This is a genomic window from Pseudomonas sp. MAFF 730105 (genome assembly GCF_055380705.1).
On the sequence record NZ_AP018438.1, the window covers coordinates 1,150,178 to 1,172,580 of the forward strand.

The 22,403-nt window shown below is 60.8% G+C and carries 26 protein-coding genes and 1 tRNA gene; 22 read left to right on the forward strand and 5 right to left on the reverse strand.

Translation table 11 applies throughout. The features are described 5' to 3' along the window. Positions 1 to 28: 28 nt before the first annotated feature. The 4 genes from PCOSP_RS04970 to PCOSP_RS04985 all read right to left on the reverse strand — a co-directional run bounded on the left by PCOSP_RS04970 (position 29) and on the right by PCOSP_RS04985 (position 1,764). A complete protein-coding gene (locus tag PCOSP_RS04970; RefSeq protein ID WP_464710468.1) occupies positions 29 to 751 on the reverse strand; it encodes a PD-(D/E)XK nuclease domain-containing protein in 723 nt (240 codons plus the stop codon). After that, the gene (locus PCOSP_RS04975; protein WP_464710469.1) at positions 748 to 1,113 is read right to left on the reverse strand and encodes a hypothetical protein; all 366 of its coding nucleotides are present in this window, start codon (positions 1,111 to 1,113) and stop codon (positions 748 to 750) included. The genes PCOSP_RS04970 and PCOSP_RS04975 overlap by 4 nt, the downstream gene beginning before the upstream one ends. A 6-nt stretch (positions 1,114 to 1,119) precedes the next feature. After that, on the reverse strand, positions 1,120 to 1,449 hold the full coding sequence (locus PCOSP_RS04980; RefSeq protein ID WP_464710471.1) for a hypothetical protein: 330 nt from the start codon (positions 1,447 to 1,449) through the stop codon (positions 1,120 to 1,122). Positions 1,450 to 1,679: 230 nt separating this feature from the next. Beyond that, positions 1,680 to 1,764 (reverse strand) — tRNA-Leu (locus PCOSP_RS04985). A gap of 108 nt (positions 1,765 to 1,872) precedes the next feature. On the opposite strand from PCOSP_RS04985, the gene queA reads away from it, so the two are divergent. The 6 genes from queA (at position 1,873) to PCOSP_RS05015 (ending at position 7,955) form a co-directional block, all read left to right on the forward strand. Continuing rightward, positions 1,873 to 2,922: a tRNA preQ1(34) S-adenosylmethionine ribosyltransferase-isomerase QueA gene (gene queA, locus PCOSP_RS04990; protein WP_053192626.1), complete on the forward strand. Its 1,050-nt coding sequence runs from the start codon at positions 1,873 to 1,875 to the stop codon at positions 2,920 to 2,922. Between the two features lie 14 nt (positions 2,923 to 2,936). Continuing rightward, positions 2,937 to 4,052 carry a tRNA guanosine(34) transglycosylase Tgt gene (gene tgt / locus PCOSP_RS04995; protein ID WP_162843649.1) on the forward strand — a complete coding sequence of 372 codons (1,116 nt, stop codon included), beginning with the start codon at positions 2,937 to 2,939 and terminating at the stop codon, positions 4,050 to 4,052. A 43-nt stretch (positions 4,053 to 4,095) separates the two neighbouring features. Further along, the gene (yajC, locus tag PCOSP_RS05000) at positions 4,096 to 4,431 is read left to right on the forward strand and encodes a preprotein translocase subunit YajC (RefSeq protein ID WP_024777037.1); all 336 of its coding nucleotides are present in this window, start codon (positions 4,096 to 4,098) and stop codon (positions 4,429 to 4,431) included. A gap of 65 nt (positions 4,432 to 4,496) precedes the next feature. Continuing rightward, positions 4,497 to 6,365 (forward strand): protein translocase subunit SecD, encoded by a 1,869-nt coding sequence (gene secD / locus PCOSP_RS05005; RefSeq protein WP_175361668.1) that lies wholly within the window; start codon positions 4,497 to 4,499, stop codon positions 6,363 to 6,365. Positions 6,366 to 6,374: 9 nt separating this feature from the next. Beyond that, entirely contained in the window at positions 6,375 to 7,289 is a 915-nt protein-coding gene (gene secF, locus PCOSP_RS05010; protein WP_175361667.1) for a protein translocase subunit SecF, read from the forward strand. Between the two features lie 117 nt (positions 7,290 to 7,406). Further along, positions 7,407 to 7,955 (forward strand): glycine zipper 2TM domain-containing protein, encoded by a 549-nt coding sequence (locus tag PCOSP_RS05015; RefSeq protein ID WP_041023394.1) that lies wholly within the window; start codon positions 7,407 to 7,409, stop codon positions 7,953 to 7,955. Between the two features lie 240 nt (positions 7,956 to 8,195). Here PCOSP_RS05015 and suhB read toward each other — a convergent pair whose 3' ends face one another. Next, on the reverse strand, positions 8,196 to 9,014 hold the full coding sequence (suhB, locus tag PCOSP_RS05020; protein ID WP_041023393.1) for a type III secretion system regulator SuhB: 819 nt from the start codon (positions 9,012 to 9,014) through the stop codon (positions 8,196 to 8,198). A 144-nt stretch (positions 9,015 to 9,158) separates the two neighbouring features. Between suhB and trmJ the strand changes: the two genes are divergently transcribed. The 16 genes from trmJ to hisS all read left to right on the forward strand — a co-directional run bounded on the left by trmJ (position 9,159) and on the right by hisS (position 22,403). Continuing rightward, positions 9,159 to 9,929 carry a tRNA (cytosine(32)/uridine(32)-2'-O)-methyltransferase TrmJ gene (trmJ, locus tag PCOSP_RS05025; RefSeq protein ID WP_175361666.1) on the forward strand — a complete coding sequence of 257 codons (771 nt, stop codon included), beginning with the start codon at positions 9,159 to 9,161 and terminating at the stop codon, positions 9,927 to 9,929. A 1-nt stretch (position 9,930) separates the two neighbouring features. Continuing rightward, positions 9,931 to 10,707, forward strand: a complete 777-nt coding sequence (gene cysE, locus PCOSP_RS05030) for a serine O-acetyltransferase (protein ID WP_139645972.1) — start codon at positions 9,931 to 9,933, stop codon at positions 10,705 to 10,707. A 239-nt stretch (positions 10,708 to 10,946) separates the two neighbouring features. Continuing rightward, positions 10,947 to 11,438: a Fe-S cluster assembly transcriptional regulator IscR gene (gene iscR / locus PCOSP_RS05035; protein WP_024777044.1), complete on the forward strand. Its 492-nt coding sequence runs from the start codon at positions 10,947 to 10,949 to the stop codon at positions 11,436 to 11,438. 50 nt (positions 11,439 to 11,488) lie between these two features. After that, positions 11,489 to 12,703: an IscS subfamily cysteine desulfurase gene (locus tag PCOSP_RS05040; protein WP_024777045.1), complete on the forward strand. Its 1,215-nt coding sequence runs from the start codon at positions 11,489 to 11,491 to the stop codon at positions 12,701 to 12,703. A gap of 43 nt (positions 12,704 to 12,746) precedes the next feature. Continuing rightward, complete coding sequence (gene iscU / locus PCOSP_RS05045) at positions 12,747 to 13,133, forward strand: Fe-S cluster assembly scaffold IscU (RefSeq protein ID WP_464710472.1); 387 nt, start codon at positions 12,747 to 12,749, stop codon at positions 13,131 to 13,133. Positions 13,134 to 13,156: 23 nt separating this feature from the next. Further along, on the forward strand, positions 13,157 to 13,480 hold the full coding sequence (gene iscA, locus PCOSP_RS05050) for an iron-sulfur cluster assembly protein IscA (protein WP_024777046.1): 324 nt from the start codon (positions 13,157 to 13,159) through the stop codon (positions 13,478 to 13,480). Positions 13,481 to 13,488: 8 nt separating this feature from the next. Then, positions 13,489 to 14,010 carry a co-chaperone HscB gene (hscB, locus tag PCOSP_RS05055; RefSeq protein ID WP_139645973.1) on the forward strand — a complete coding sequence of 174 codons (522 nt, stop codon included), beginning with the start codon at positions 13,489 to 13,491 and terminating at the stop codon, positions 14,008 to 14,010. A gap of 50 nt (positions 14,011 to 14,060) precedes the next feature. Continuing rightward, positions 14,061 to 15,923 carry a Fe-S protein assembly chaperone HscA gene (gene hscA, locus PCOSP_RS05060; protein ID WP_139645975.1) on the forward strand — a complete coding sequence of 621 codons (1,863 nt, stop codon included), beginning with the start codon at positions 14,061 to 14,063 and terminating at the stop codon, positions 15,921 to 15,923. A 3-nt stretch (positions 15,924 to 15,926) separates the two neighbouring features. Further along, complete coding sequence (gene fdx / locus PCOSP_RS05065; RefSeq protein ID WP_008014719.1) at positions 15,927 to 16,268, forward strand: ISC system 2Fe-2S type ferredoxin; 342 nt, start codon at positions 15,927 to 15,929, stop codon at positions 16,266 to 16,268. A gap of 13 nt (positions 16,269 to 16,281) precedes the next feature. Beyond that, positions 16,282 to 16,482 carry a Fe-S cluster assembly protein IscX gene (gene iscX, locus PCOSP_RS05070; RefSeq protein ID WP_024777049.1) on the forward strand — a complete coding sequence of 67 codons (201 nt, stop codon included), beginning with the start codon at positions 16,282 to 16,284 and terminating at the stop codon, positions 16,480 to 16,482. Between the two features lie 89 nt (positions 16,483 to 16,571). Then, positions 16,572 to 16,997 carry a nucleoside-diphosphate kinase gene (gene ndk, locus PCOSP_RS05075; protein ID WP_003185145.1) on the forward strand — a complete coding sequence of 142 codons (426 nt, stop codon included), beginning with the start codon at positions 16,572 to 16,574 and terminating at the stop codon, positions 16,995 to 16,997. A gap of 27 nt (positions 16,998 to 17,024) precedes the next feature. Further along, complete coding sequence (gene rlmN / locus PCOSP_RS05080; RefSeq protein WP_041023387.1) at positions 17,025 to 18,170, forward strand: dual-specificity RNA methyltransferase RlmN; 1,146 nt, start codon at positions 17,025 to 17,027, stop codon at positions 18,168 to 18,170. A 12-nt stretch (positions 18,171 to 18,182) separates the two neighbouring features. Then, positions 18,183 to 18,941, forward strand: a complete 759-nt coding sequence (gene pilW / locus PCOSP_RS05085) for a type IV pilus biogenesis/stability protein PilW (RefSeq protein WP_041023386.1) — start codon at positions 18,183 to 18,185, stop codon at positions 18,939 to 18,941. Continuing rightward, a complete protein-coding gene (locus tag PCOSP_RS05090) occupies positions 18,941 to 19,975 on the forward strand; it encodes a RodZ domain-containing protein (protein WP_464710475.1) in 1,035 nt (344 codons plus the stop codon). Before pilW ends, PCOSP_RS05090 begins: the two co-directional genes overlap by 1 nt. A 3-nt stretch (positions 19,976 to 19,978) precedes the next feature. Continuing rightward, positions 19,979 to 21,088, forward strand: coding sequence for a flavodoxin-dependent (E)-4-hydroxy-3-methylbut-2-enyl-diphosphate synthase (ispG, locus tag PCOSP_RS05095; RefSeq protein ID WP_020795607.1), 1,110 nt, complete (start codon positions 19,979 to 19,981; stop codon positions 21,086 to 21,088). Between the two features lie 25 nt (positions 21,089 to 21,113). Further along, positions 21,114 to 22,403: a histidine--tRNA ligase gene (hisS, locus tag PCOSP_RS05100; RefSeq protein ID WP_139645981.1), complete on the forward strand. Its 1,290-nt coding sequence runs from the start codon at positions 21,114 to 21,116 to the stop codon at positions 22,401 to 22,403.

Sequence of the window (22,403 nt, forward strand, 5' to 3'; positions counted from 1 at the left end):
AGGGCAGTTTTCACGAGCCGCCCTTTCCTCAATGGCTTGGCGAAACGATCAGGCTCACAGGTAGCTCGCCCGCAATTTCCGTTAACTCCGTTTGCAATGCCACGGTGTTCTTAACAAGGCCGCGAGGGTCGTAAACGAAGAAAATGATTGCATGGCATTCGGGATGGGCCCGGTAGCGTGCGATATCCAGGATAAGCGCGTCTGCCAGCGATCTTACCGTCATGCCATCGCGCGTCATCTTGAGTTCAATAAAGAGCCCATGCTCAGGCAGGAAGAAGTCTGTGCGGGTGCCGCCTGCTGCCATGCTCGGGGACGGCTCTTCAGACTTTACGTTATCGAACTGCAATCTTAGCAACGCGTTGACCAGAAACTGGACGTCGTATTCATCGTCAAGCTGAATGCCCTTTCGGCCGCGTGGGCGGTATTCCAGATCTTTCGCAAAACGGTGAAAACGCAGCAGCATGCGCTCGATGGTCTGCTCGGCTCGCTCTTCGATAGCGGGAAGCACGGGCATATCAAAGGAGAAATGCTCCTGTAGTATCTGTTCCTCAAACCTGCGTTGCGCTTTTGGTGGTCCTTGGAAAATGACGCAGATTGCTATCCCGACCAGAAGCAATTCGATGGTCAGAAACATAATCAGATAGCCTGTGACGACTGTCACTTTGTACTGGCCATCAAGCTTGTATTTGTTGCCTCCTCCTTCCCTGGGCTCGTCTCGTGGTACCAGTTGCAGGTTGAAAGTGACCGTCACCCCGCCAATTCGGTGAACGCCCTGTATACCATGCAGTGAATCCAGGCCAATCTCCCCCGGTTATAGAGGTCGAGCAGAGCGACGGCCTCCCGGGTTGCCTGTCGATATTCTTCGCTATTGATCACCTCAAGCACTGCGGGATTGGTAAGTCCCGAGTCCTCAAATCGTGGGGCTATCCAGGAGCAGTAGGTGAGGATGGGCATCAACGTCAGTATCGTGAATCCGACCTTGGCGAACATGCGCCAGCGCCGATTCTCCATCACTAACTCACCCAGTGTGTCGTTCTCTTTGCTTCTATCAAAAAATGCAGAAATCCATTTCAGCAAAACGTCTTCTCCAAGATGTTCGGTTGTGTCAGCCACGCAGGTTTACTGGATATCTCTCAGGTAATCCCTAAGGGTTAGAAGCGGATCTCTAAGCTCCTCCACCGTCCGGGTAGCGCCGAATTCAGTCGCCAAACGATTCAGCTCCCGCCCCAGGACAGTATCAACGCCACCAACCGCTTCCAATGCCAGCCCCAGGCAATGCTCCACCTTGCCCCGAATCCCCTGGATATCCCCCTTGCGCACCATCAACCCGAACACTTCCCGCTCATAATCCGCCATCAGCGGATCATCCCGGAGAATCGGACTATGGTCCTCAGCCTCGTAAACCAGTTTGAGGCAATAGAGGGCGACGGTTTCCAGCAGCAATTCCATGGGGTGAAATCCTTTGTAACCGGGGTGAAGGTTTGGTCAGTGGTTTAGGTACTAGGAGTCGCGACAGGGTCCATCTTCAGGCGTAGCAATGACCTTTTTGTGAGCGCTTTGCGCTCAAGCGGGAGCGAGCTCCCTCGCCACAATGGATTGGGTGATGTGTTGGATCACGGCAAGACCACTTTCCTGCAGACGAAAAAAAAGACCTTGAATTTCAAGGTCTTTCTTTAAGATGGTGCCCCGAGGGAGACTCGAACTCCCACTCCTTTCGAAAACGGATTTTGAATCCGCCGCGTCTACCAATTCCGCCATCAGGGCTCAATGGCGGCGAAGTATAGAGAGGTGCCTACCGTTGGTCAATCACGTTTCATGGTGAATTTTTGATATTTCCGCTAGACTTTCCGGCCCTGCTAGACGAACCCCATCATGCGTGTTGCTGACTTTACCTTCGAACTCCCGGATTCGCTGATCGCTCGCCACCCTCTGGCCGAGCGTCGCGCCAGTCGACTGTTGACCCTGGACGGGGTCAGCGGTGCCATGGCTCACCGTCAATTCACTGATTTGCTTGAGCATTTGCGCCCGGGCGATTTGATGGTGTTCAACAATACTCGCGTCATTCCCGCGCGGTTGTTTGGCCAGAAGGCCTCTGGCGGCAAGCTGGAGATTCTGGTGGAGCGGGTGCTGGACAGTCATCGTGTGCTGGCCCATGTGCGCTCCAGCAAGTCGCCCAAGCCGGGCTCGTCGATCTTGATCGACGGTGGCGGCGAGGCGGTGATGGTGGCGCGGCATGATGCATTGTTCGAGCTGGCGTTTGCCGAAGAGGTGTTGCCGCTGCTCGACCGTGTCGGGCACATGCCGTTGCCTCCTTATATAGACCGCCCGGACGAAGGTTCGGACCGCGAGCGCTACCAGACCGTGTACGCCGAGCGCCTGGGGGCGGTGGCGGCGCCGACGGCGGGGCTGCATTTCGATCAGCCGTTGCTGGAGGCGATTGCCGCCAAGGGCGTCGAGACCACGTTCGTGACGCTGCACGTCGGCGCCGGTACGTTCCAGCCGGTGCGGGTCGAGCGTATCGAAGACCACCACATGCACAGCGAATGGCTGGAAGTGAGCCAGGACGTGGTCGATGCCGTGGCGGCCTGTCGCGCTCGCGGCGGGCGGGTGGTGGCGGTGGGGACCACCAGCGTGCGGTCCCTGGAAAGCGCTGCCCGCGATGGCGTGCTCAAGCCGTTCAGCGGCGACACCGATATCTTCATCTACCCGGGCCGGCCGTTTCATGTGGTCGATGCCCTGGTCACCAATTTCCATTTGCCCGAATCCACGCTGTTGATGCTGGTTTCGGCGTTCGCCGGTTATCCCGAAGCCATGGCCGCCTACAAGGCCGCCGTCGAGCATGGTTACCGCTTTTTCAGCTACGGTGATGCGATGTTCATCACCCGTAACCCCGCGCCACGCGGGCCCGAGGAAACAGTATGAGTCGCACCTGTCGCATGTCCTTCGAGTTGCTGGCCACCGATGGCAAGGCACGTCGCGGTCGCCTGACCTTCCCCCGCGGTACGGTGGAAACCCCGGCGTTCATGCCGGTGGGCACCTACGGCACGGTCAAGGGCATGCTGCCACGGGACATCGAGGCCATCGGCGCGGAGATCATCCTGGGCAACACCTTCCACCTGTGGCTGCGTCCGGGCATGGAAGTGATCAAGGCCCACGGCGACTTGCACGATTTCATGCAGTGGAAAGGCCCGATCCTGACCGACTCCGGCGGTTTCCAGGTGTTCAGCCTGGGCGCCATGCGCAAGATCAAGGAGGAGGGCGTGACCTTCGCCTCGCCGGTGGATGGTTCCAAGGTGTTCATGGGCCCGGAAGAGTCGATGCAGGTCCAGCGCGACCTCGGCTCGGACATCGTGATGATCTTCGACGAATGCACCCCGTACCCGGCCGATGAGGACGTCGCGCGGGTGTCCATGGAACTGTCGTTGCGCTGGGCCCAGCGCTCCAAGAACGCCCATGGCGACAACACGGCGGCGCTGTTCGGTATCGTCCAGGGCGGCATGCACCAGGACCTGCGCATGCGCTCCCTCGAAGGCCTGGACAAGATCGGTTTCGACGGCCTGGCCATCGGCGGCCTGTCGGTGGGTGAACCCAAGCACGAAATGATCAAAGTGCTGGATTACCTGCCGGGCCAGATGCCTGCTGACAAACCTCGTTACCTTATGGGCGTTGGCAAACCGGAAGATCTGGTTGAGGGTGTGCGCCGCGGGGTGGACATGTTCGATTGCGTGATGCCAACCCGTAATGCCCGCAATGGGCATCTGTTCATCGACACGGGTGTGCTGAAGATCCGTAACGCGTTTCATCGCCATGATGATTCGCCGCTGGATCCGACCTGCGACTGCTACACGTGCAAGAACTTCTCCCGCGCTTATCTGCACCATTTGGACAAGTGCGGCGAAATGCTCGGTAGCATGCTGAATACGATCCACAATTTGCGCCATTACCAGGTGCTTATGGCTGGTTTGCGCGAGGCTATTCAACAGGGTACATTGGCCGCCTTCGTCGAGGCCTTCTATGCCAAGCGCGGGTTGCCTGTGCCGCCCTTGGACTGAGTTTTCCGATCCTAAGATTCAATACTTGCAACTGGAGTGCTAAATGAGCTTTTTTATCTCTAACGCCATGGCTGATGCCGCTGCTCCCGCAGCCGCGCCTATGGGTGGCGGTTTCGAGTGGATTTTCCTGGTCGGCTTCCTGGTCATCTTCTACCTGATGATCTGGCGTCCACAGGCCAAGCGCGCCAAAGAGCAGAAGAACCTGCTTGGCAGCCTGCAGAAGGGCGACGAAGTGGTGACCACTGGCGGTATCGCCGGCAAGATCACCAAAGTGGCCGACGATTTCGTGGTGCTGGAAGTGTCCGACACCGTTGAAATGAAGTTCCAGAAGGGCGCTATCGCGGCCACGCTGCCAAAAGGCACGCTGAAAGCGATCTAAGGTTTCAAACATCTCTTCAATCGACGGGGCGCGCAAGGCGCCCCGCGTCATAAGCGGGCGGCGTGATGCTGAACAAATACCCTCTGTGGAAATATGTACTGATCCTGGCGGTGCTGGCGGTCGGTCTGATTTATTCCGCTCCCAACCTCTACCCGGATGACCCGGCCATTCAGGTCAGTGGCGCAAGCACTGCCTTGCAGGTCACCCAGGCGGATCTGGACCGTGCGAGCGCGGCCCTCAAGACCTCCGGTATCGAAGTCAAGGCTGCGTCTGTTGCCGATAACGGCAAGGGCGGCCTGTTGCGCCTGGTCAAGGCTGAAGACCAGTTGCCGGCCAAGGACGTGGTACGCAAGGCATTGGGCGACGAATACGTCGTGGCCCTGAACCTGGCCCAGACCACCCCGCAATGGCTGCGCAAATTCGGCGCGCATCCGATGAAGCTGGGCCTGGACTTGTCCGGCGGTGTGCACTTCCTGCTGGAGGTGGACATGGAAAAAGCCCTCGACGCGCGGATGAAAGTCTACGAAGGCGACGTCAAGAGCCTGTTGCGTAAAGAGCGCGTGCGCTATCGCAGCCTGCCAGACTTCAACGGCGCCATTCAGCTGGGCTTCAGCGATGAAGATACCCGCGAACAGGCCCGTGCGCTGATCCGCAAGACCTTCAACGATTTCGACATTGTGCCGGCCGACCTCAATGGTCAGGCGGTGCTGCGTCTGGCGATGACCCCGGCCAAGCTGGCGGAAATCCGCGAATACTCCATCAAGCAGAACTTGACCACCGTGCGTAACCGGGTCAACGAGCTGGGTGTGGCTGAACCGATCGTGCAGCGCCAGGGCGCCAACCGCATCGTGGTCGAGCTGCCGGGTGTGCAGGACACCGCCGAAGCCAAGCGTATCCTCGGCAAGACCGCCAACCTGGAATTCCGCCTCGCGGCTGAGCCGGGTGCGTCCAAGGCCACTTCCGAGAGCTTTGAGTTCCGTGAGGGCAACCGCCCGGCGGCGCAGATCGAGCGCGGCCTGATCATCACCGGTGACCAGGTCACCGACGCCAAGGCGAGCTTCGACGAGCACGGTCGTCCACAGGTGAACATCCACCTCGACGGCCACGGCGGCGAACTGATGAGCCGCGCCACGCGCAGCAACGTCGGTCGCAGCATGGCGGTGATCTTCATCGAGCAGAAGCCGGTCACCACCTATACCAAGCAAGTGGTCGACGGCGTCGAGAAAGACGTCGCGGTGCAGGCGTTCAAGGAAGAGAAGAAGATCATCAGCCTGGCGACCATTCAGTCGCCACTGGGCAGCCAGTTCCGCATCACCGGCCTGAACGGCCAGGGTGAATCCTCCGAGCTGGCCCTGCTGCTGCGCGCCGGTGGCCTGGCCGCACCGATGTACTTCGCTGAAGAGCGCACCATCGGCCCGAGCCTGGGTGCGGACAACATCACCAAGGGTATCGATGCGTCGCTGTGGGGCATGCTGTTCGTGTCGCTGTTCATCATCGCCATCTACCGCTTCTTCGGCATCATCGCCACCGTCGCGCTGGCGGTGAACATGGTGATGCTGCTGGCCCTGATGTCGCTGCTGGGCGCCACGCTGACCCTGCCGGGTATCGCCGGTATCGTGTTGACCATGGGTATGGCGGTGGACGCCAACGTGCTGATCTTCTCGCGGATACGTGAAGAGATCGCCGCGGGCATGTCGATCCAGCGGGCAATCAACGAAGGCTTCGGCCGGGCATTCACCGCGATCCTCGACGCCAACCTGACCACCTTGCTGGTCGGCGGGATTCTCTTCGCCATGGGCACCGGCCCGGTCAAGGGCTTCGCAGTGACCATGTCCCTCGGGATCTTTACCTCGATGTTCACAGCCATCATGGTGACCCGCGCAATGGTCAACCTGATCTTTGGCGGTCGTGACTTCAAGAAGTTGTGGATTTAAGGGGCTGCCATGTTACGTACAATCAACTTCATGGGCGTTCGCAACTTCGCGTTCGGCGTCACATTGTTCCTCACTGCGCTGGCGTTGTTCAGCTGGGCCACCAAGGGCCTGAACTACGGCCTGGACTTCACCGGCGGTACGCTCATCGAGCTGACCTACGAGCGTCCGGCCGACGTGACCAAGGTGCGTGAGCAGCTGGCAACGTCCGGCTACCACGAAGCCATCGTGCAGAGCTTCGGCGCAACCACCGACCTGTTGGTGCGCATGCCGGGTGAAGACCCGCAACTGGGTCACCAGGTTGCCGATGCCTTGCAGAAGGCCGGTGGCGACAACCCGGCGAAGGTCAAGCGCGTCGAGTTCGTGGGGCCGCAAGTGGGTGAAGAACTGCGCGACCAGGGCGGCCTCGGCATGCTGATGGCGCTGGGCGGCATCCTGATCTACCTGGCCTTCCGCTTTCAGTGGAAGTTCGCGGTGGGCGCCATTGTCTCGCTGATCCACGACGTGGCCGTGACCGTGGGTATCCTGTCGTTCTTCCAGATCACCTTCGACCTGACGGTGCTGGCGGCGGTACTGGCGATCATCGGTTACTCGCTCAACGACACCATCGTGGTGTTCGACCGGGTGCGTGAGAACTTCCGCGTGCTGCGCAAGGCCACGTTGATCGAGAACATCAACATCTCGACCACCCAGACCCTGCTGCGGACCATGGCGACGTCGATCTCCACCTTGCTGGCGATTGCCGCGCTGCTGTTCTTTGGTGGTGACAACCTGTTCGGTTTCTCCATTGCGCTGTTTGTCGGTGTCCTGGCGGGTACCTACTCGTCGATCTACATCGCCAACGTGGTGCTGATCTGGCTGAATCTGAGCACCGAGGATCTGATTCCTCCGGCGGCCACCGAAACGGAAGTGGACGATCGCCCGTAAGGCTCGTCGCTCCGTCCGTCACCGCTGAAAAGGCGCGAGTTGAACTCGCGCCTTTTTTTATGCTCCAAGGCTGGGAGAAGCGCGGATTATTCCGCTGGTGATGGCCAGGAGGTTCAAGTGAACAAATCGATGCTGGTTGGTGCGGTATTGGGTGCTGTCGGTGTTACTGCCGGTGGTGCGGTCGCGACCTACAGCTTGGTGAAAAGTGGTCCTGAGTATGCGCAAGTACTGGCGGTGGAGCCGGTCAAGACTCAGATCAAAACCCCGCGTGAAGTCTGCAAGGACGTCACCGTGACCCGGCAGAAGCCGGTCCAGGATCAACATCAGATCGCCGGTACTGTGTTGGGCGCCGTGGCGGGCGGCCTGTTGGGTAACCAGATCGGCGGCGGCACCGGCAAGAAAATCGCCACCGTGGCGGGTGCGGCCGGCGGCGGTTATGCCGGTAACAAGATTCAGGAAGGCATGCAGGAGCGTGACACCTACACCACCACTCAAACCCGCTGCAACACCGTCAATGACATCAGCGACAAAGTGGTTGGCTACGACGTGCGCTACATGCTCGACGGCAAGGAAGGCAAGGTCCGCATGGACCGCGACCCGGGCAACCAGATCCCGGTGAACAAGGAAGGCCAACTGATCCTGGGCCAGAACCAACCGGCGCAGTGATCCAACCGCTATGAAAAAAAAGCACCCTTCGGGGTGCTTTTTTTGCGCCTGAATTCTGGGCTGTAGATCGTTCCCGCGCTCCGCGTGGGAATGCATCCCGTGACGCTCTGCGTCACCTTCGAGAAGCGGAACGCGGAGCGTCCCTGGCGGCATTCCCACGCGGAGCGTGGGAACGATCAATTACCGAAATTCAGGCATAAAAAAAGCACCCCGAAGGGTGCTTTTCTGTAGCTGGGGCGCTTAGCGCTTCAGCGAGTGTGGCAGGTGTGGCTGGATGGCTGTCAGAACAGCCTTGAAGCACTTGGTGTTGCCGGCAACGATGTGGCCTTTTTCAAGGAAGTCGTGACCGCCGGTAAAGTCGCTCACCAAGCCGCCCGCTTCCTGGATCAACAGGGCGCCCGCTGCCATGTCCCATTCGGACAGGCCCGACTCCCAGAATGCATCAAAACGGCCTGCCGCCACATAAGCCAGGTCCAGGCTCGCGGCGCCGGCGCGGCGGATGCCAGCGGTCTGGCCGACCAGGGCGCGGAACATGCCCAGGTAGTTGTCCAGGTTGTCCATCTGGTCATCACGGAACGGGAAGCCGGTACCCAGCAGGGCGCCGTCCAGGCTGGTGCGACCGCTCACCCGCAGGCGACGACCGTTCAGTTGGGCGCCACGGCCACGGCTGGCAGTGAATTCTTCCTGGCGAACCGGATCCAGCACGACGGCGTGTTCCAGGCGGCCACGGTATTTGCAGGCGATGCTGACGGCGAAGTGAGGAATGCCGCGCAGGAAGTTGGTGGTGCCGTCCAGCGGATCGATGATCCACAGGTACTCTTCACCCTCGATGCCGGTGCCGGCGTGCATACCGGTCTCTTCACCCATGATCGAGTGGTTCGGGTAAGCCTTGCGCAGAGCATCGACGATTTTCTGTTCGGCGGCACGATCAACCTCGGACACATAGTCCTTGGCGTCTTTTTCATCGACCTTGATGGTATCCAGGCGCTCGATGGAGCGGAAGATCAGTTCACTGGCGCTGCGGGCGGCGCGCAGCGCGATATTCAGCATGGGCTGCATGGATGTGTCACCTAAGGTTGTTAAAGAAAGCCGCGCATTCTATCAGAAAGTTTTCTCAGGAGAAGGTTGGCGTTCGCTTTCATAGCTTAACGGTAGGTGCTTATGTAAGATTTGCTCCCTTTATCGTGTTCGAGAGCGCCTCCCTTGTTGCAGAACATTCGTGTCGTCCTGGTCAATACCAGCCATCCGGGCAATATCGGCGGAGCTGCGCGGGCCATGAAGAACATGGGCCTGTCGCGGCTGGTGCTGGTCGAGCCTCGCTTGTTTCCTCATCACGAAGCCGACGCCCGAGCCTCCGGCGCCGGTGACATCCTGGCCGGTGCGCAGGTCGTCGCCACCCTGGAAGACGCCCTGGTGGGCTGCAACCTGGTGCTCGGCACCAGCGCCCGCGACCGCCGTATCCCCTGGCCCATGCTCGACCCCCGCGAGTGCGGGACGAAAGTGGTCGAGGAAGCTGCGCAGGGTATCGAAATAGCACTGGTGTTCGGCCGTGAAGACTCCGGCCTCACCAACGACGAGCTGCATCGATGTCACTTTCACGTGCATATCCCTTCCGACCCCGAATTCAGTTCCCTGAACCTCGGGGCGGCGGTGCAGGTGTTGAGCTATGAAGTGCGTATGGCCTGGCTGGCGGCCGAAGGCAAGCCGAGCAAGGTCGAAAAATATGAGGCGACGTCGCCGCGCAGTGAGACACTGGCGACCATGGACGAACTGGAGCGATTCTATGAACACCTGGAGCAGACCCTGGTGGACGTCGAGTTCCTCGACCCGGACAAGCCTCGGCACTTGATGGCGCGCCTGCGTCGGTTGTACGGACGAAGCTCGGTCAGCCGGGCGGAGATGAATATATTGCGCGGCATCCTCACGGAAACCCAAAAAGCGGCCCGTGGCGAGCTGATTAAGCGGAAGGATTAAAATGTTCGATCGTTTGCGTGAAGATATCCAAAGCGTTTTCCATCGTGACCCGGCGGCGCGCAATGCCTTTGAGGTGCTGACCTGCTACCCGGGAATGCACGCGATCTGGCTCCATCGCTTGTCCGGCGCCTTGTGGAACATGGGCTGGAAGTGGCTGGCGCGGCTGGTGTCCAACTTTGGGCGCTGGCTGACCGGGATCGAGATCCATCCGGGCGCCAAGGTCGGTCGTCGATTCTTCATCGACCACGGCATGGGCATCGTCATTGGCGAAACCGCCGAGATTGGCGATGACGTGACCCTGTACCAGGGCGTGACCCTGGGCGGCACCAGCTGGAACAAGGGCAAGCGCCACCCGACCCTGGGCGATGGCGTGGTGGTCGGCGCGGGCGCCAAGGTACTCGGTCCGTTCACCGTGGGGGCGGGGGCGAAGGTCGGCTCCAACGCCGTGGTCACCAAGGCCGTGCCGCCTGGCGCGACCGTGGTGGGCATTCCTGGGCGGATCATCGTCAAATCCGATGACGAGCAGGACGCCCGGCGCAAGGCCATGGCCGAGAAGATCGGCTTTGACGCCTACGGTGTCGGCGAGGACATGCCCGACCCGGTCGCCCGCGCCATCAACCAATTGCTCGATCACCTGCAGGCCGTCGACGGCCGCCTGGAGGGGATGTGCGGCGCCCTGAAGGACCTGGGCAGTAATTACTGTGCCAAGGAGCTGCCTGAACTGCGCGAGGAGGATTTTGCGTGTGTGAAGGACAAGGATCAGAGCCAGGTCGGCTGACCGAGGCGTCTGCATCGCGGGCAAGCCTTGCTCCCACAGACCCAGTGGAGACGTCTGTGGGAGCAAGGCTTGCCCGCGATGAACGATAACGCGGTATCGCTGGTCCCCGGCGATCACCCTTTGCTATCATGCGCGCGCTCTTTCGCGGGTAAACCCGAGTACCCCACTAGGTCTTATAGTTGACTTAATTACTCGGGAATTGCATACTCGCCCCATTCCGAACTCCGTGGTAATTGTCCATGCGACTGACTACAAAAGGCCGATACGCCGTGACCGCAATGCTGGATCTGGCATTGCATGCGCAGCACGGGCCGGTGTCCCTGGCCGATATCTCCGAGCGCCAGGGCATTTCCCTGTCTTACCTTGAACAACTGTTCGCCAAGCTGCGTCGCAGCAACCTGGTGTCCAGCGTGCGTGGTCCCGGTGGCGGCTATCAGCTGTCGCGGGACATGCAAGGCATCCAGGTCGCCCAGGTGATCGATGCGGTGAACGAATCGGTCGATGCGACCAAATGTCAGGGGTTGGGCGACTGCCATGGCGGTGATACTTGCCTGACCCATCATCTGTGGTGCGACTTGAGCCTGCAGATCCACGAATTTCTGAGCGGTATCAGCTTGGCTGACCTTGTCACTCGTCGTGAGGTGCAGGAAGTAGCCCAGCGTCAGGACCAGCGCCGTTGCAATGGCAAGGCGCCGCACCTGGACAAGATTGAAGCGTCCGCCGTCGAATGACTGCCGCAGAGCAAGCGGAACGCCAGCCAGCCTGATTTAGGAGAGAGTCCATGAAATTGCCGATTTACCTTGATTACTCTGCGACCACCCCGGTTGACCCACGTGTCGCGCAGAAAATGAGTGAATGCCTGCTGGTCGACGGAAACTTCGGTAACCCGGCCTCCCGCTCCCACGTGTTCGGCTGGAAAGCCGAGGAGTCGGTCGAGAACGCCCGTCGCCAGGTCGCTGACCTGGTCAACGCCGACCCGCGTGAAATCGTCTGGACCTCCGGTGCCACCGAGTCCGACAACCTGGCAATCAAGGGTGTCGCGCACTTCTATCACACCAAGGGCAAGCACCTGATCACCTCCAAGATCGAGCACAAGGCGGTCCTGGACACCACGCGCCAACTGGAGCGTGAAGGTTTCGAAGTTACCTACATCGAGCCTGGCGAAGACGGCCTGATCACCCCGGCCATGGTCGAAGCCGCGCTGCGCGACGACACCATCCTGGTTTCGATCATGCACGTGAACAACGAAATCGGCACCGTCAACGACATCGAAGCCATCGGCGAACTGACCCGTTCCCGGGGCGTGCTGTTCCACGTCGACGCCGCCCAGTCCACCGGCAAGGTCGACATCGATCTGTCGAAGCTCAAAGTCGACCTGATGTCGTTCTCCGCCCACAAGACCTACGGCCCTAAAGGCATCGGCGCGCTGTACGTGAGCCGCAAGCCGCGTGTTCGCCTCGAAGCGACCATGCACGGCGGCGGTCACGAGCGTGGCATGCGTTCCGGCACCCTGGCGACCCACCAGATCGTTGGCATGGGCGAAGCCTTCCGCGTGGCCAAGGAAGACATGGCTGCCGAGAACGTGCGCATCAAGGCCCTGAGCGACCGCTTCTTCAAGCAGGTCGAGCACCTGGAAGAGCTCTACGTCAACGGCAGCATGACCGCCCGCGTACCGCACAACCTGAACCTGAGCTTCAACTACGTTGAAGGCGAGTCGCTGATCATGGCGCTCAAGGATCTGGCCGTGTCGTCCGGTTCGGCGTGCACCTCGGCGTCCCTCGAGCCTTCGTATGTATTGCGCGCCCTGGGCCGCAACGACGAACTGGCCCACAGTTCGATCCGCTTCACCTTCGGCCGCTTCACCACCGAAGAAGAAATCGATTACGCCGCGCAGAAAGTCTGCGAGGCCGTCACCAAGCTGCGCGCACTTTCGCCGCTGTGGGACATGTACAAAGACGGCGTCGACATTTCGAAAATCGAATGGGCGGCGCACTGAGAAGTCGCCACCAGAGCGGCTCCACTGATGAGGATTGAAGCAAATGGCATATAGCGAAAAGGTCATCGACCACTACGAGAACCCGCGCAACGTCGGCAAGATGGACTCGCAGGATCCTGATGTCGGCACCGGCATGGTCGGCGCCCCGGCGTGTGGCGACGTGATGCGTCTGCAGATCAAGGTCAACGAGCAAGGCATCATCGAAGATGCCAAGTTCAAGACCTACGGCTGTGGTTCGGCCATTGCGTCCAGCTCCCTGGCCACCGAGTGGATGAAGGGCAAGACCCTTGATGAAGCCGAAACCATCAAGAACACCCAGCTGGCCGAAGAACTGGCCCTGCCGCCAGTGAAAATCCACTGCTCGGTACTCGCTGAAGACGCCATCAAGGCCGCCGTTCGCGACTACAAGCAGAAGAAAGGCTTGATCTGAACCGCGACAGGTAAGGAGTTTTCATGGCTATCCAGATGACAGAAGCAGCCGCCAGGCACATACAGCGCTCCCTCGCGGGGCGCGGCAAGGGCGAGGGCATCCGCCTGGGTGTTCGCACCACGGGTTGTTCCGGCCTTGCCTATGTACTGGAGTTCGTCGATGAAGTCGGCGAAGACGATCAGGTGTTCGAGAGTCATGGTCAGAAAGTGATCATCGACCCGAAGAGCCTGACGTACCTGGACGGCACTGAGCTGGATTTCGTCAAGGAAGGGTTGAACGAAGGCTTCAAGTTCAACAACCCCAACGTGCGCGGTGAATGTGGCTGCGGCGAAAGCTTCAACATCTGAGGCGGCTCGTGGGTACTCCTTGTCATTTTGCTTTGTTCCAGATGCAGCCGGGTTTCAGCCTGGATCTCGATGAACTGTCGGCGCGTTATCTCGAGCTGGCCCGAGGCGTCCATCCGGACCGCTTCGCGGACGCCTCCGAGGCCGAGCAGCGGCGGGCGCTCGAGCAGTCCGCGAACCTCAACGAGGCCTACCAGACGCTCAAGAGTCCGGCCAAGCGCGCGCGATACCTGCTTGCCATCAGCGGTCATGAACTGCCCCTGGAAGTCACGGTGCACGATCCCGAGTTTCTTCTGCAGCAGATGCAGTGGCGCGAAGAGCTCGAAGACCTGCAGGACAGTGCCGACCTGGCGGGTGTCGCCACGTTCAAGCGCCGCTTGAAGGACGCCCAGCAAACCCTGAACGAAAGCTTCGCAGCCTGCTGGAACGATGCCGCGCAACGCGAACAGGCCGAACGCCTGATGCGGCGCATGCAGTTCCTCGACAAGCTCACCTACGAAGTGCGCCAGCTAGAAGAGCGCCTCGACGATTAACCCAGTGCCGCTCCGGTCGCACGCCTGATTACAGATAAGTCCTGATTACGATGGCCCTACTGCAGATCGCCGAACCCGGCCAAAGTCCTCAACCGCACCAGCGTCGCCTGGCTGTGGGAATCGACTTGGGTACCACCAATTCCCTGGTCGCTGCGTTGCGCAGCGGTCTTTCCGAGCCGCTGGCCGATGAGCAGGGGCGGGTGATCCTGCCGTCCGCCGTCCGCTACCACGCCGATCGCGTCGAAGTGGGCGAGTCGGCCAAGCTGGCCGCCGCGACCGATCCGCTGAACACCATCGTCTCGGTCAAGCGCCTGATGGGGCGAGGCCTGTCCGACGTCAAGCAATTGGGCGATCAACTGCCGTACCGCTTCGTCGGCGGCGAGTCCCACATGCCGTTCATCGAAACCGTGCAGGGCCCGAAAAGCCCGGTGGAAGTGTCGGCCGACATCCTCAAGGTCCTGCGTCAGCGCGCCGAAGCCGCGTTGGGCGGTGAGCTGGTGGGTGCGGTCATCACCGTCCCGGCCTACTTCGACGACGCCCAGCGTCAAGCCACCAAGGATGCGGCCAAACTGGCCGGCCTGAACGTGCTGCGCCTGCTCAACGAGCCGACCGCCGCTGCGGTGGCGTATGGCCTGGACCAGCATGCCGAAGGCCTGGTCGCCATCTACGACCTGGGCGGCGGTACCTTTGATATCTCGATTCTGCGCCTGACCGGCGGTGTTTTCGAAGTCCTGGCCACCGGCGGCGACAGCGCCCTGGGCGGCGATGACTTCGACCACGCCATCGCCGGCTGGATCATCGAGCAAGCGGGCCTGTCCGCTGATCTTGATCCGGGTGCGCAACGTCACCTGCTGCAAACCGCCTGCGCCGCCAAGGAAGCCCTGACCGACGCGATGAGTGTCGAGGTCGTCTACGGCGACTGGAAAGCCTCCTTGAACCGCGAAGCCTTCAATGCGCTGATCGAACCCATGGTCGCCCGCAGCCTCAAGGCCTGCCGCCGCGCCGTGCGCGATTCCGGCGTCGAGCTCGAAGACGTCAAGGCCGTGGTCATGGTCGGCGGCTCGACTCGCGTGCCGCGGGTTCGCGAAGCCGTTGCCGAGGCCTTTGGTCGTCAACCGCTGACTGAAATCGACCCGGACCAGGTGGTCGCCATCGGCGCCGCGATCCAGGCCGATACCCTGGCCGGCAACAAGCGCGACGGCGGCGAACTGCTGTTGCTCGACGTGATCCCGCTGTCCCTGGGCCTGGAAACCATGGGCGGCCTGATGGAGAAGGTGATTCCGCGCAACACCACCATCCCCGTCGCTCGCGCCCAGGATTTCACCACCTATAAAGACGGCCAGTCGGCCATGATGATCCACGTGCTGCAAGGCGAGCGGGAACTCATCAGCGACTGCCGTTCCCTGGCGCGCTTCGAATTGCGCGGCATCCCGGCCATGGTCGCCGGGGCGGCGAAGATCCGCGTGACCTTCCAGGTCGACGCCGACGGCTTGCTCAATGTCTCCGCCCGCGAGCTGGGTTCGGGCGTCGAGGCCAGCATTCAGGTCAAGCCTTCCTACGGCCTGACCGATGGCGAAATCGCCCGGATGCTCAAGGATTCCTTCCAGTACGCCGGTGACGACAAGGTGGCCCGCGTGCTGCGCGAGCAGCAGGTCGACGCCCAGCGCCTGATCGAAGCCGTGCAAGGCGCCCTTGAGGCCGACGGTGAGCGTCTGCTGGACGCCGAAGAGCGCATGGTCATCGAGTTGCAGATGCAGGAATTGTCCGAATTGATCAAGGGCACCGATGGCTATGCCATCGAGCAGCAGACCAAGCGTCTGTCGCAAGTCACCGATGCCTTTGCCGCCCGCCGCCTGGATTCGACGGTCAAAGCCGCCCTGGCGGGGCGTAACCTGAATGAGATCGAGGAGTAATAGATGCCGCAGGTGATTTTTTTACCCCACGAGAAGTTCTGCCCCGAGGGCATGGTTGTGGAGGCTGAGCCTGGGATTTCCATCCTCGAGCTCGCCCATGAACACCATATCGAGATGGAAAGTGCCTGCGGCGGTGTCTGTGCCTGCACCACTTGTCATTGCATCATCCGTGAAGGGTTCGATTCGCTGGAAGAAGCGGACGAACTGGAAGAAGATTTCCTCGACCGGGCCTGGGGCCTGGAAGCGCAATCGCGCCTGGGTTGCCAGGCCATCGTTGGTACGGAAGACCTGACCGTCGAGATCCCGAAATATTCGCTTAACCATGCGGCTGAAGCGCCGCACTGATGGTGAGACTGTCATGAGCTATGGTTGGAATGATGTACGACGCATCGCTGAAGAGTTGGCCGAAGCCAAGCCGGATGTAGACCCGATGACGGTCAACTTCGTCGATCTGCAGCACTGGATCATGGAGCTTGACGACTTCGACAGTACCTCTGGCCGTTGTGGCGAGAAGGTGTTGGAAGCGGTCCAGGCGCTCTGGATCGAAGAAATCGACTGATCGGCGTGGCAGGTTAGGCAATACCCATGAACCCGCGTATAATTCGCGGGTTTAATTTTTCGCACATTACCGTTTCTGGAGTTACACCCATGGCTGTTCAACGTACTTTCTCCATCATCAAGCCTGACGCCGTTGCTAAAAACGTGATCGGCAAGATCGTGACCCGCTTCGAAGACGCAGGCCTGCGCGTCGTTGCTTCGAAAATGAAGCAACTGTCCAAGGCCGAAGCCGAAGGCTTCTACGCTGAGCACAGCGAGCGCGGTTTCTTCGGTGAACTGGTTGCGTTCATGACTTCCGGCCCGGTTGTCGTTCAGGTTCTGGAAGGCGAAAACGCCATCGCTCGCAACCGTGAGCTGATGGGCGCTACCAACCCTAAAGAAGCCGCTGCCGGTACCATCCGCGCTGACTTCGCCGAGTCCATCGACGCCAACGCCGTCCACGGTTCGGACTCCGAAGCCGCTGCTGCTCGCGAAATCGCCTACTTTTTCGCCGCTACTGAAGTAACCGCTCGCTAAGTAAAGCTTGTGAGTGAGGGTGAGACCATGACTGCATCGATCGGCAAGATTAACCTGTTGGGCTTGACCCAGCCGGAAATGGAGAAATTCTTCGACTCAATCGGGGAGAAGCGTTTCCGTGCCGGTCAGGTAATGAAATGGATTCACCACTTTGGCGTCGACGATTTCGACGCCATGACGAATGTCGGCAAGGCCTTGCGTGAAAAACTCAAGGCCGTTGCCGAGATTCGCGGCCCCGAAGTGGTCAGCGAGGACATTTCCAGCGACGGCACCCGCAAGTGGGTGGTGCGCGTGGCGTCCGGCAGCTGCGTCGAGACCGTTTACATTCCCCAGGGCAAGCGCGGCACCTTGTGCGTTTCGTCCCAGGCAGGCTGTGCCCTGGATTGCAGTTTCTGCTCCACCGGCAAGCAAGGCTTCAACAGCAACCTCACCGCCGCCGAAGTGATCGGCCAGGTGTGGATTGCCAACAAATCCTTTGGCAGCGTCCCGGCGACCGTCGACCGTGCCATCACCAACGTGGTGATGATGGGCATGGGTGAGCCGCTGCTGAACTTCGACAACGTCGTGTCCGCCATGCACCTGATGATGGACGACCTGGGCTACGGCATTTCCAAGCGCCGCGTGACCCTGTCCACGTCCGGCGTGGTGCCGATGATCGATGAGCTGGCCAAGCACATCGACGTCTCCCTGGCGTTGTCGCTGCACGCACCCAATGACGCATTGCGTAACCAATTGGTGCCGATCAACAAGAAGTATCCGCTTAAGATGCTGCTGGAGTCGTGCCAGCGCTACATGTCGGCTTTGGGCGAAAAACGCGTGCTGACCATCGAGTACACCCTGCTCAAGGATGTGAACGACAAGGTCGAGCATGCGGTCGAGATGATCGAACTGCTCAAGAACATCCCGTGCAAGATCAACCTGATCCCGTTCAACCCGTTCCCGCACTCCGGTTACGAGCGTCCGAGCAACAACGCGATCCGTCGCTTCCAGGATCAGCTTCATCACGCGGGTTTCAACGTGACCGTGCGCACCACCCGCGGCGAAGACATCGATGCCGCCTGTGGTCAATTGGTCGGGCAGGTGCTGGACCGCACCCGTCGCAGCGAACGCTACATTGCCGTGCGCGAGTTGAACGCAACCGACGATGTACAGAACGCTGCGAACGGTCACTAAGAGAGGAACTCTATGTCCCTGCGCTTCGCGCTGCTGTTGCTGTTCACCGGTCTGTGCGCCGGTTGTGTTCTGTCGGGCGACTACAACCCGATGAAGACCAGCAAGGGGCGTGACGAAGCGCGTGTGGCCTATGTGCAACTGGGCATTGGCTATCTGCAGCAGGGCATGACCGAACGGGCCAAGGTGCCGCTCAAGAAAGCCCTGGAGCTGGACAGCTCCGACGCCGATGCCAACGCGGCCCTGGCCCTGGTGTTCCAGGCCGAGCTGGAACCGGAGCTGGCCGACGAGCATTTTCGCAAGGCTCTGTCCAGTCGGCCGCAGGATGCACGGATCCTGAACAACTACGGCAGCTTCCTTTACGAGCAACAACGTTACAAGGAGGCCTACGAGCGCTTCGAGCAGGCCGCCGCCGATACCCTTTACCCTGAGCGTTCGCGGGTTTTCGAGAACCTTGGCATGACCGCCGCGAAACTCGGCCAGCGTGACCTGGCCCGCCAGCAACTGGAAAAGGCGTTGCGGCTCAACCGCCAGCAACCGCGAGCCTTGCTGGAAATGGCTGAGTTGTCCTACGAGGACAGGCAATATGTGCCCGCGCGGGACTATTACGAACGTTTTAGTCTGCTGAGCGAGCAAAATGCACGTAGTCTATTGCTCGGCGTTCGGCTGGCACATGTATTCGAAGATCGTGACAAGGCCGCCAGTTATGGCCTGCAACTAAAAAGACTCTATCCCGGTACGCCGGAATATCAGCAATACCTGTCGGAGCAATGATGAAAGCGGCGCATCCTGAAGTGGTAGCAGCGACTCGCGTGAACCCCGGTGAGACCCTGCGTCAAGCCCGCGAAAGCAATGGTTGGTCGCTGGCCCAAGTAGCCCTCAAGCTCAATCTCACCGTGGCTTCCCTGAGCAACCTGGAAGCGGGCGCGTTCGACAAATTGCCAGGGCATACCTTCGCCCGGGGCTACATCCGCGCCTACGCCAAATTACTCGACATGGACCAGACCGTGCTGGTCCAGCAATTCGATCAGTACACCGGTTCCGACGCCCAGGGCAGCAATGTGCACAGCCTGGGCCGCATCGAGGAGCCGGTGCGTGTTTCCCACACCATTTTGCGAATCGTCAGCCTGTTGTTGCTGATCGCGGTGATTGGGGGCGGTTTCGTCTGGTGGCAGGATCAAACCTCGCTGCGTAGCAAGGAATCGGTCGCCCTGGCTCCGGAGCATGTAGAAGTGGAGGGCGCCGACGGCACCACGCGGATCCATCCATTGGACGAGCCGGAAGACCAGGCGGTGCTCGAAGGCCAGGCAGAAGGCGAAAGCAGCCTGGCGTTGCCACAAGGCCAGGACGGTGCCGATGCCGAAGCCGGCGCTGAGCCGAATACGCCTGCTGCCCCAACTGTGGCCCCGGCCGTGCCAAACACGCATACGCCCACTGCCGGCGCACCGGTTGCCCCGAGCACTCCAGCGCCGACCGTGGCGGCTCCAGCAGCCCCAGCAGCTCCAGTCGCTCCAGTCGCTCCTGCGCCGACAGCAACACCGGTTGCCCCTGTGGCGCCGGCCGCAGGTGAAGGCCAGGTGCAGATTCAATTCACCGCGGATTGCTGGACCCAGGTCACCGACGGCAACGGCAAGGTGCTGTTCAGCGGCCTCAAGCGCAAGGGCGATGCCACGTCCATCAACGGCAAGCCGCCGTTTGCCGTGCGCCTGGGCTATGCCCGTGGCGCGCAGGTCAGCTACAACGGCCAGCCGGTCGATGTGGCTCCGTTCACCAGTGGCGAGACTGCTCGCCTGAAGTTGGGTCAATAAGTCATGCACGGCGAATCTCCAATCAAACGTCGCGAATCCCGCAAGATCTGGGTCGGTAACGTGCCCGTGGGCGGCGATGCGCCTATCGCTGTGCAGAGCATGACCAACAGCGACACCAACGACGTGGCTGCCACCGTTGCGCAGATCAATCGCCTGGAAGCCGCCGGCGTCGACATCGTGCGGGTGTCCGTGCCGGACATGGACGCCGCCGAGGCGTTCGGCAAGATCAAGCAACTGGTCAAGGTGCCCCTGGTGGCGGACATTCACTTCGACTACCGCATTGCCCTGCGCGTGGCCGAGCTGGGTGTCGACTGCCTGCGCATCAACCCGGGCAATATCGGTCGCGAAGACCGCGTGCGCGCCGTGGTGGATGCCGCTCGGGACCGTGGCATTCCGATCCGCATCGGTGTGAACGCCGGTTCCCTGGAAAAAGACCTGCAGAAGAAATACGGCGAACCCACGCCGGCGGCCCTGGTGGAGTCGGCGCTGCGTCATGTCGAGCACCTCGAACGCCTGAATTTCCAGGACTTCAAGGTCAGCGTGAAGGCCTCCGACGTGTTCATGGCCGTCGAAGCCTACCGCCTTCTGGCCAAGGAAATCGTCCAGCCGCTGCACTTGGGCATCACTGAAGCCGGTGGGTTGCGTTCGGGCACGGTGAAATCCGCCGTCGGCCTCGGTATGCTGCTCGCCGAAGGGATTGGCGATACCATCCGCATCTCGTTGGCGGCCGATCCGGTCGAGGAAGTGAAGGTCGGCTACGACATTCTCAAATCCCTGCACCTGCGTTCCCGTGGCATCAACTTCATCGCCTGCCCGAGCTGCTCGCGGCAGAACTTCGATGTGGTCAAGACCATGAACGAGCTGGAAGGGCGTCTCGAAGACCTGCTGGTGCCGCTGGATGTCGCGGTGATCGGTTGCGTGGTCAACGGGCCGGGCGAAGCCAAGGAGGCCCATATCGGTCTCACCGGCGGTACGCCGAACCTGATTTACATCGACGGCAAGCCGTCGCAGAAGTTGACGAATGACAATCTGGTGGATGAGCTGGAACGGCTGATCCGCGAGAAAGCGGCCGAAAAGGTCGAAGCCGACGCAGCGGTCATCGCACGCGGCTGAGCAAACGAATTTTTAAGGATTTATTGTGAGCAAGTCTCTGCAAGCCATCCGTGGCATGAACGACATCCTGCCCGAACAGACGCCCCTGTGGCGCTATTTCGAGGGCACCGTCGCACGTTTGCTGGATAACTACGGTTATCGGCAGATCCGCATGCCCATCGTCGAGTTCACCGAGCTGTTCAAGCGCTCCATCGGCGAAGTGACCGACATCGTCGAAAAAGAGATGTACACCTTCGAGGATCGCAACGGCGACTCCCTGACCCTGCGCCCCGAAGGCACGGCGGCCTGTGTGCGTGCGGTGCTCGAACACGGCATTACCGGCGGCGGCCAGGTGCAGAAACTCTGGTACATCGGCCCGATGTTCCGTCACGAGCGTCCGCAGAAAGGCCGCTATCGCCAGTTCCACCAGATCGGTCTGGAAGTGTTCAACCTCGACGGCCCGGACATCGACGCCGAGCTGATCGTCATGACCTGGCGCCTGTGGGGCGAACTGGGGCTTCGTGACGCGGTCAAGCTTGAGCTCAACAGTCTGGGCACCAGCGAGTCCCGTGGCCGATATCGTGAAGCGCTGGTGGAGTTTCTTTCCGCGCACCTGGACAAGCTCGACGAAGACAGCCAGCGCCGTCTGAAGACCAATCCGCTGCGTGTGCTCGACACCAAGAATGCCGACACCCAAGCGATCCTGGTCGATGCGCCGAAAATGGCCGACTACCTCGACGACGAATCCCGTGCGCACTTCGAAGGGTTGAAGGCGCGCCTGGACGCCGTGGGCATTCCTTACGTGATCAACCCCAAGTTGGTCCGTGGCCTGGATTACTACAGCAAGACCGTTTTCGAATGGGTCACCGACAAGCTTGGCGCCCAGGGCACCGTGTGTGCCGGTGGCCGTTACGACGGCCTGGTGGAACAGATGGGCGGCAAGCCGACGCCAGGCGTGGGCTTTGCCATGGGCATCGAGCGCCTGGTGCTGATGCTCGAGGCATTGGACAAGGTGCCGGAAGCGCTTTCCCGGCAGGTCGACGTCTACCTGTGTGCCTTCGGTGAAGCAGCCGAACTGGCGGCCTTGTCCCTGAGCGAGCGGGTCCGCGACCAGTTGCCTGGTCTGCGCCTGCAGATCAATGCCGGCGCCGGCAGCTTCAAGAGCCAGTTCAAGAAGGCCGACAAGAGCGGTGCGTTGTATGCACTGATCCTGGGTGACGACGAAATGGCCCAACAAGTGGTAGGTTTCAAACCCCTGCGTGGCCAGGGCGAACAACAAAGTATTGCCTGGGATGCGCTTGCCGCACACCTGGCCACCTGCGTCGTGCAGGGTTGA

Bases quoted from the DNA above. Each gene is read 5' to 3' on its own strand.
- PCOSP_RS04980 (WP_464710471.1), bottom strand. From the start codon at position 1,449: ATGGAATTGCTGCTGGAAACCGTCGCCCTCTATTGCCTCAAACTGGTT.
- queA (WP_053192626.1), top strand. From the start codon at position 1,873: ATGCGTGTTGCTGACTTTACCTTCGAACTCCCGGATTCGCTGATCGCT.
- tgt (WP_162843649.1), top strand. From the start codon at position 2,937: ATGTCCTTCGAGTTGCTGGCCACCGATGGCAAGGCACGTCGCGGTCGC.
- yajC (WP_024777037.1), top strand. From the start codon at position 4,096: ATGAGCTTTTTTATCTCTAACGCCATGGCTGATGCCGCTGCTCCCGCA.
- secD (WP_175361668.1), top strand. From the start codon at position 4,497: ATGCTGAACAAATACCCTCTGTGGAAATATGTACTGATCCTGGCGGTG.
- secF (WP_175361667.1), top strand. From the start codon at position 6,375: ATGTTACGTACAATCAACTTCATGGGCGTTCGCAACTTCGCGTTCGGC.
- suhB (WP_041023393.1), bottom strand. From the start codon at position 9,014: ATGCAGCCCATGCTGAATATCGCGCTGCGCGCCGCCCGCAGCGCCAGT.
- cysE (WP_139645972.1), top strand. From the start codon at position 9,931: ATGTTCGATCGTTTGCGTGAAGATATCCAAAGCGTTTTCCATCGTGAC.
- iscR (WP_024777044.1), top strand. From the start codon at position 10,947: ATGCGACTGACTACAAAAGGCCGATACGCCGTGACCGCAATGCTGGAT.
- PCOSP_RS05040 (WP_024777045.1), top strand. From the start codon at position 11,489: ATGAAATTGCCGATTTACCTTGATTACTCTGCGACCACCCCGGTTGAC.
- iscU (WP_464710472.1), top strand. From the start codon at position 12,747: ATGGCATATAGCGAAAAGGTCATCGACCACTACGAGAACCCGCGCAAC.
- iscA (WP_024777046.1), top strand. From the start codon at position 13,157: ATGGCTATCCAGATGACAGAAGCAGCCGCCAGGCACATACAGCGCTCC.
- hscA (WP_139645975.1), top strand. From the start codon at position 14,061: ATGGCCCTACTGCAGATCGCCGAACCCGGCCAAAGTCCTCAACCGCAC.
- fdx (WP_008014719.1), top strand. From the start codon at position 15,927: ATGCCGCAGGTGATTTTTTTACCCCACGAGAAGTTCTGCCCCGAGGGC.
- iscX (WP_024777049.1), top strand. From the start codon at position 16,282: ATGAGCTATGGTTGGAATGATGTACGACGCATCGCTGAAGAGTTGGCC.
- ndk (WP_003185145.1), top strand. From the start codon at position 16,572: ATGGCTGTTCAACGTACTTTCTCCATCATCAAGCCTGACGCCGTTGCT.
- rlmN (WP_041023387.1), top strand. From the start codon at position 17,025: ATGACTGCATCGATCGGCAAGATTAACCTGTTGGGCTTGACCCAGCCG.
- pilW (WP_041023386.1), top strand. From the start codon at position 18,183: ATGTCCCTGCGCTTCGCGCTGCTGTTGCTGTTCACCGGTCTGTGCGCC.
- PCOSP_RS05090 (WP_464710475.1), top strand. From the start codon at position 18,941: ATGAAAGCGGCGCATCCTGAAGTGGTAGCAGCGACTCGCGTGAACCCC.
- ispG (WP_020795607.1), top strand. From the start codon at position 19,979: ATGCACGGCGAATCTCCAATCAAACGTCGCGAATCCCGCAAGATCTGG.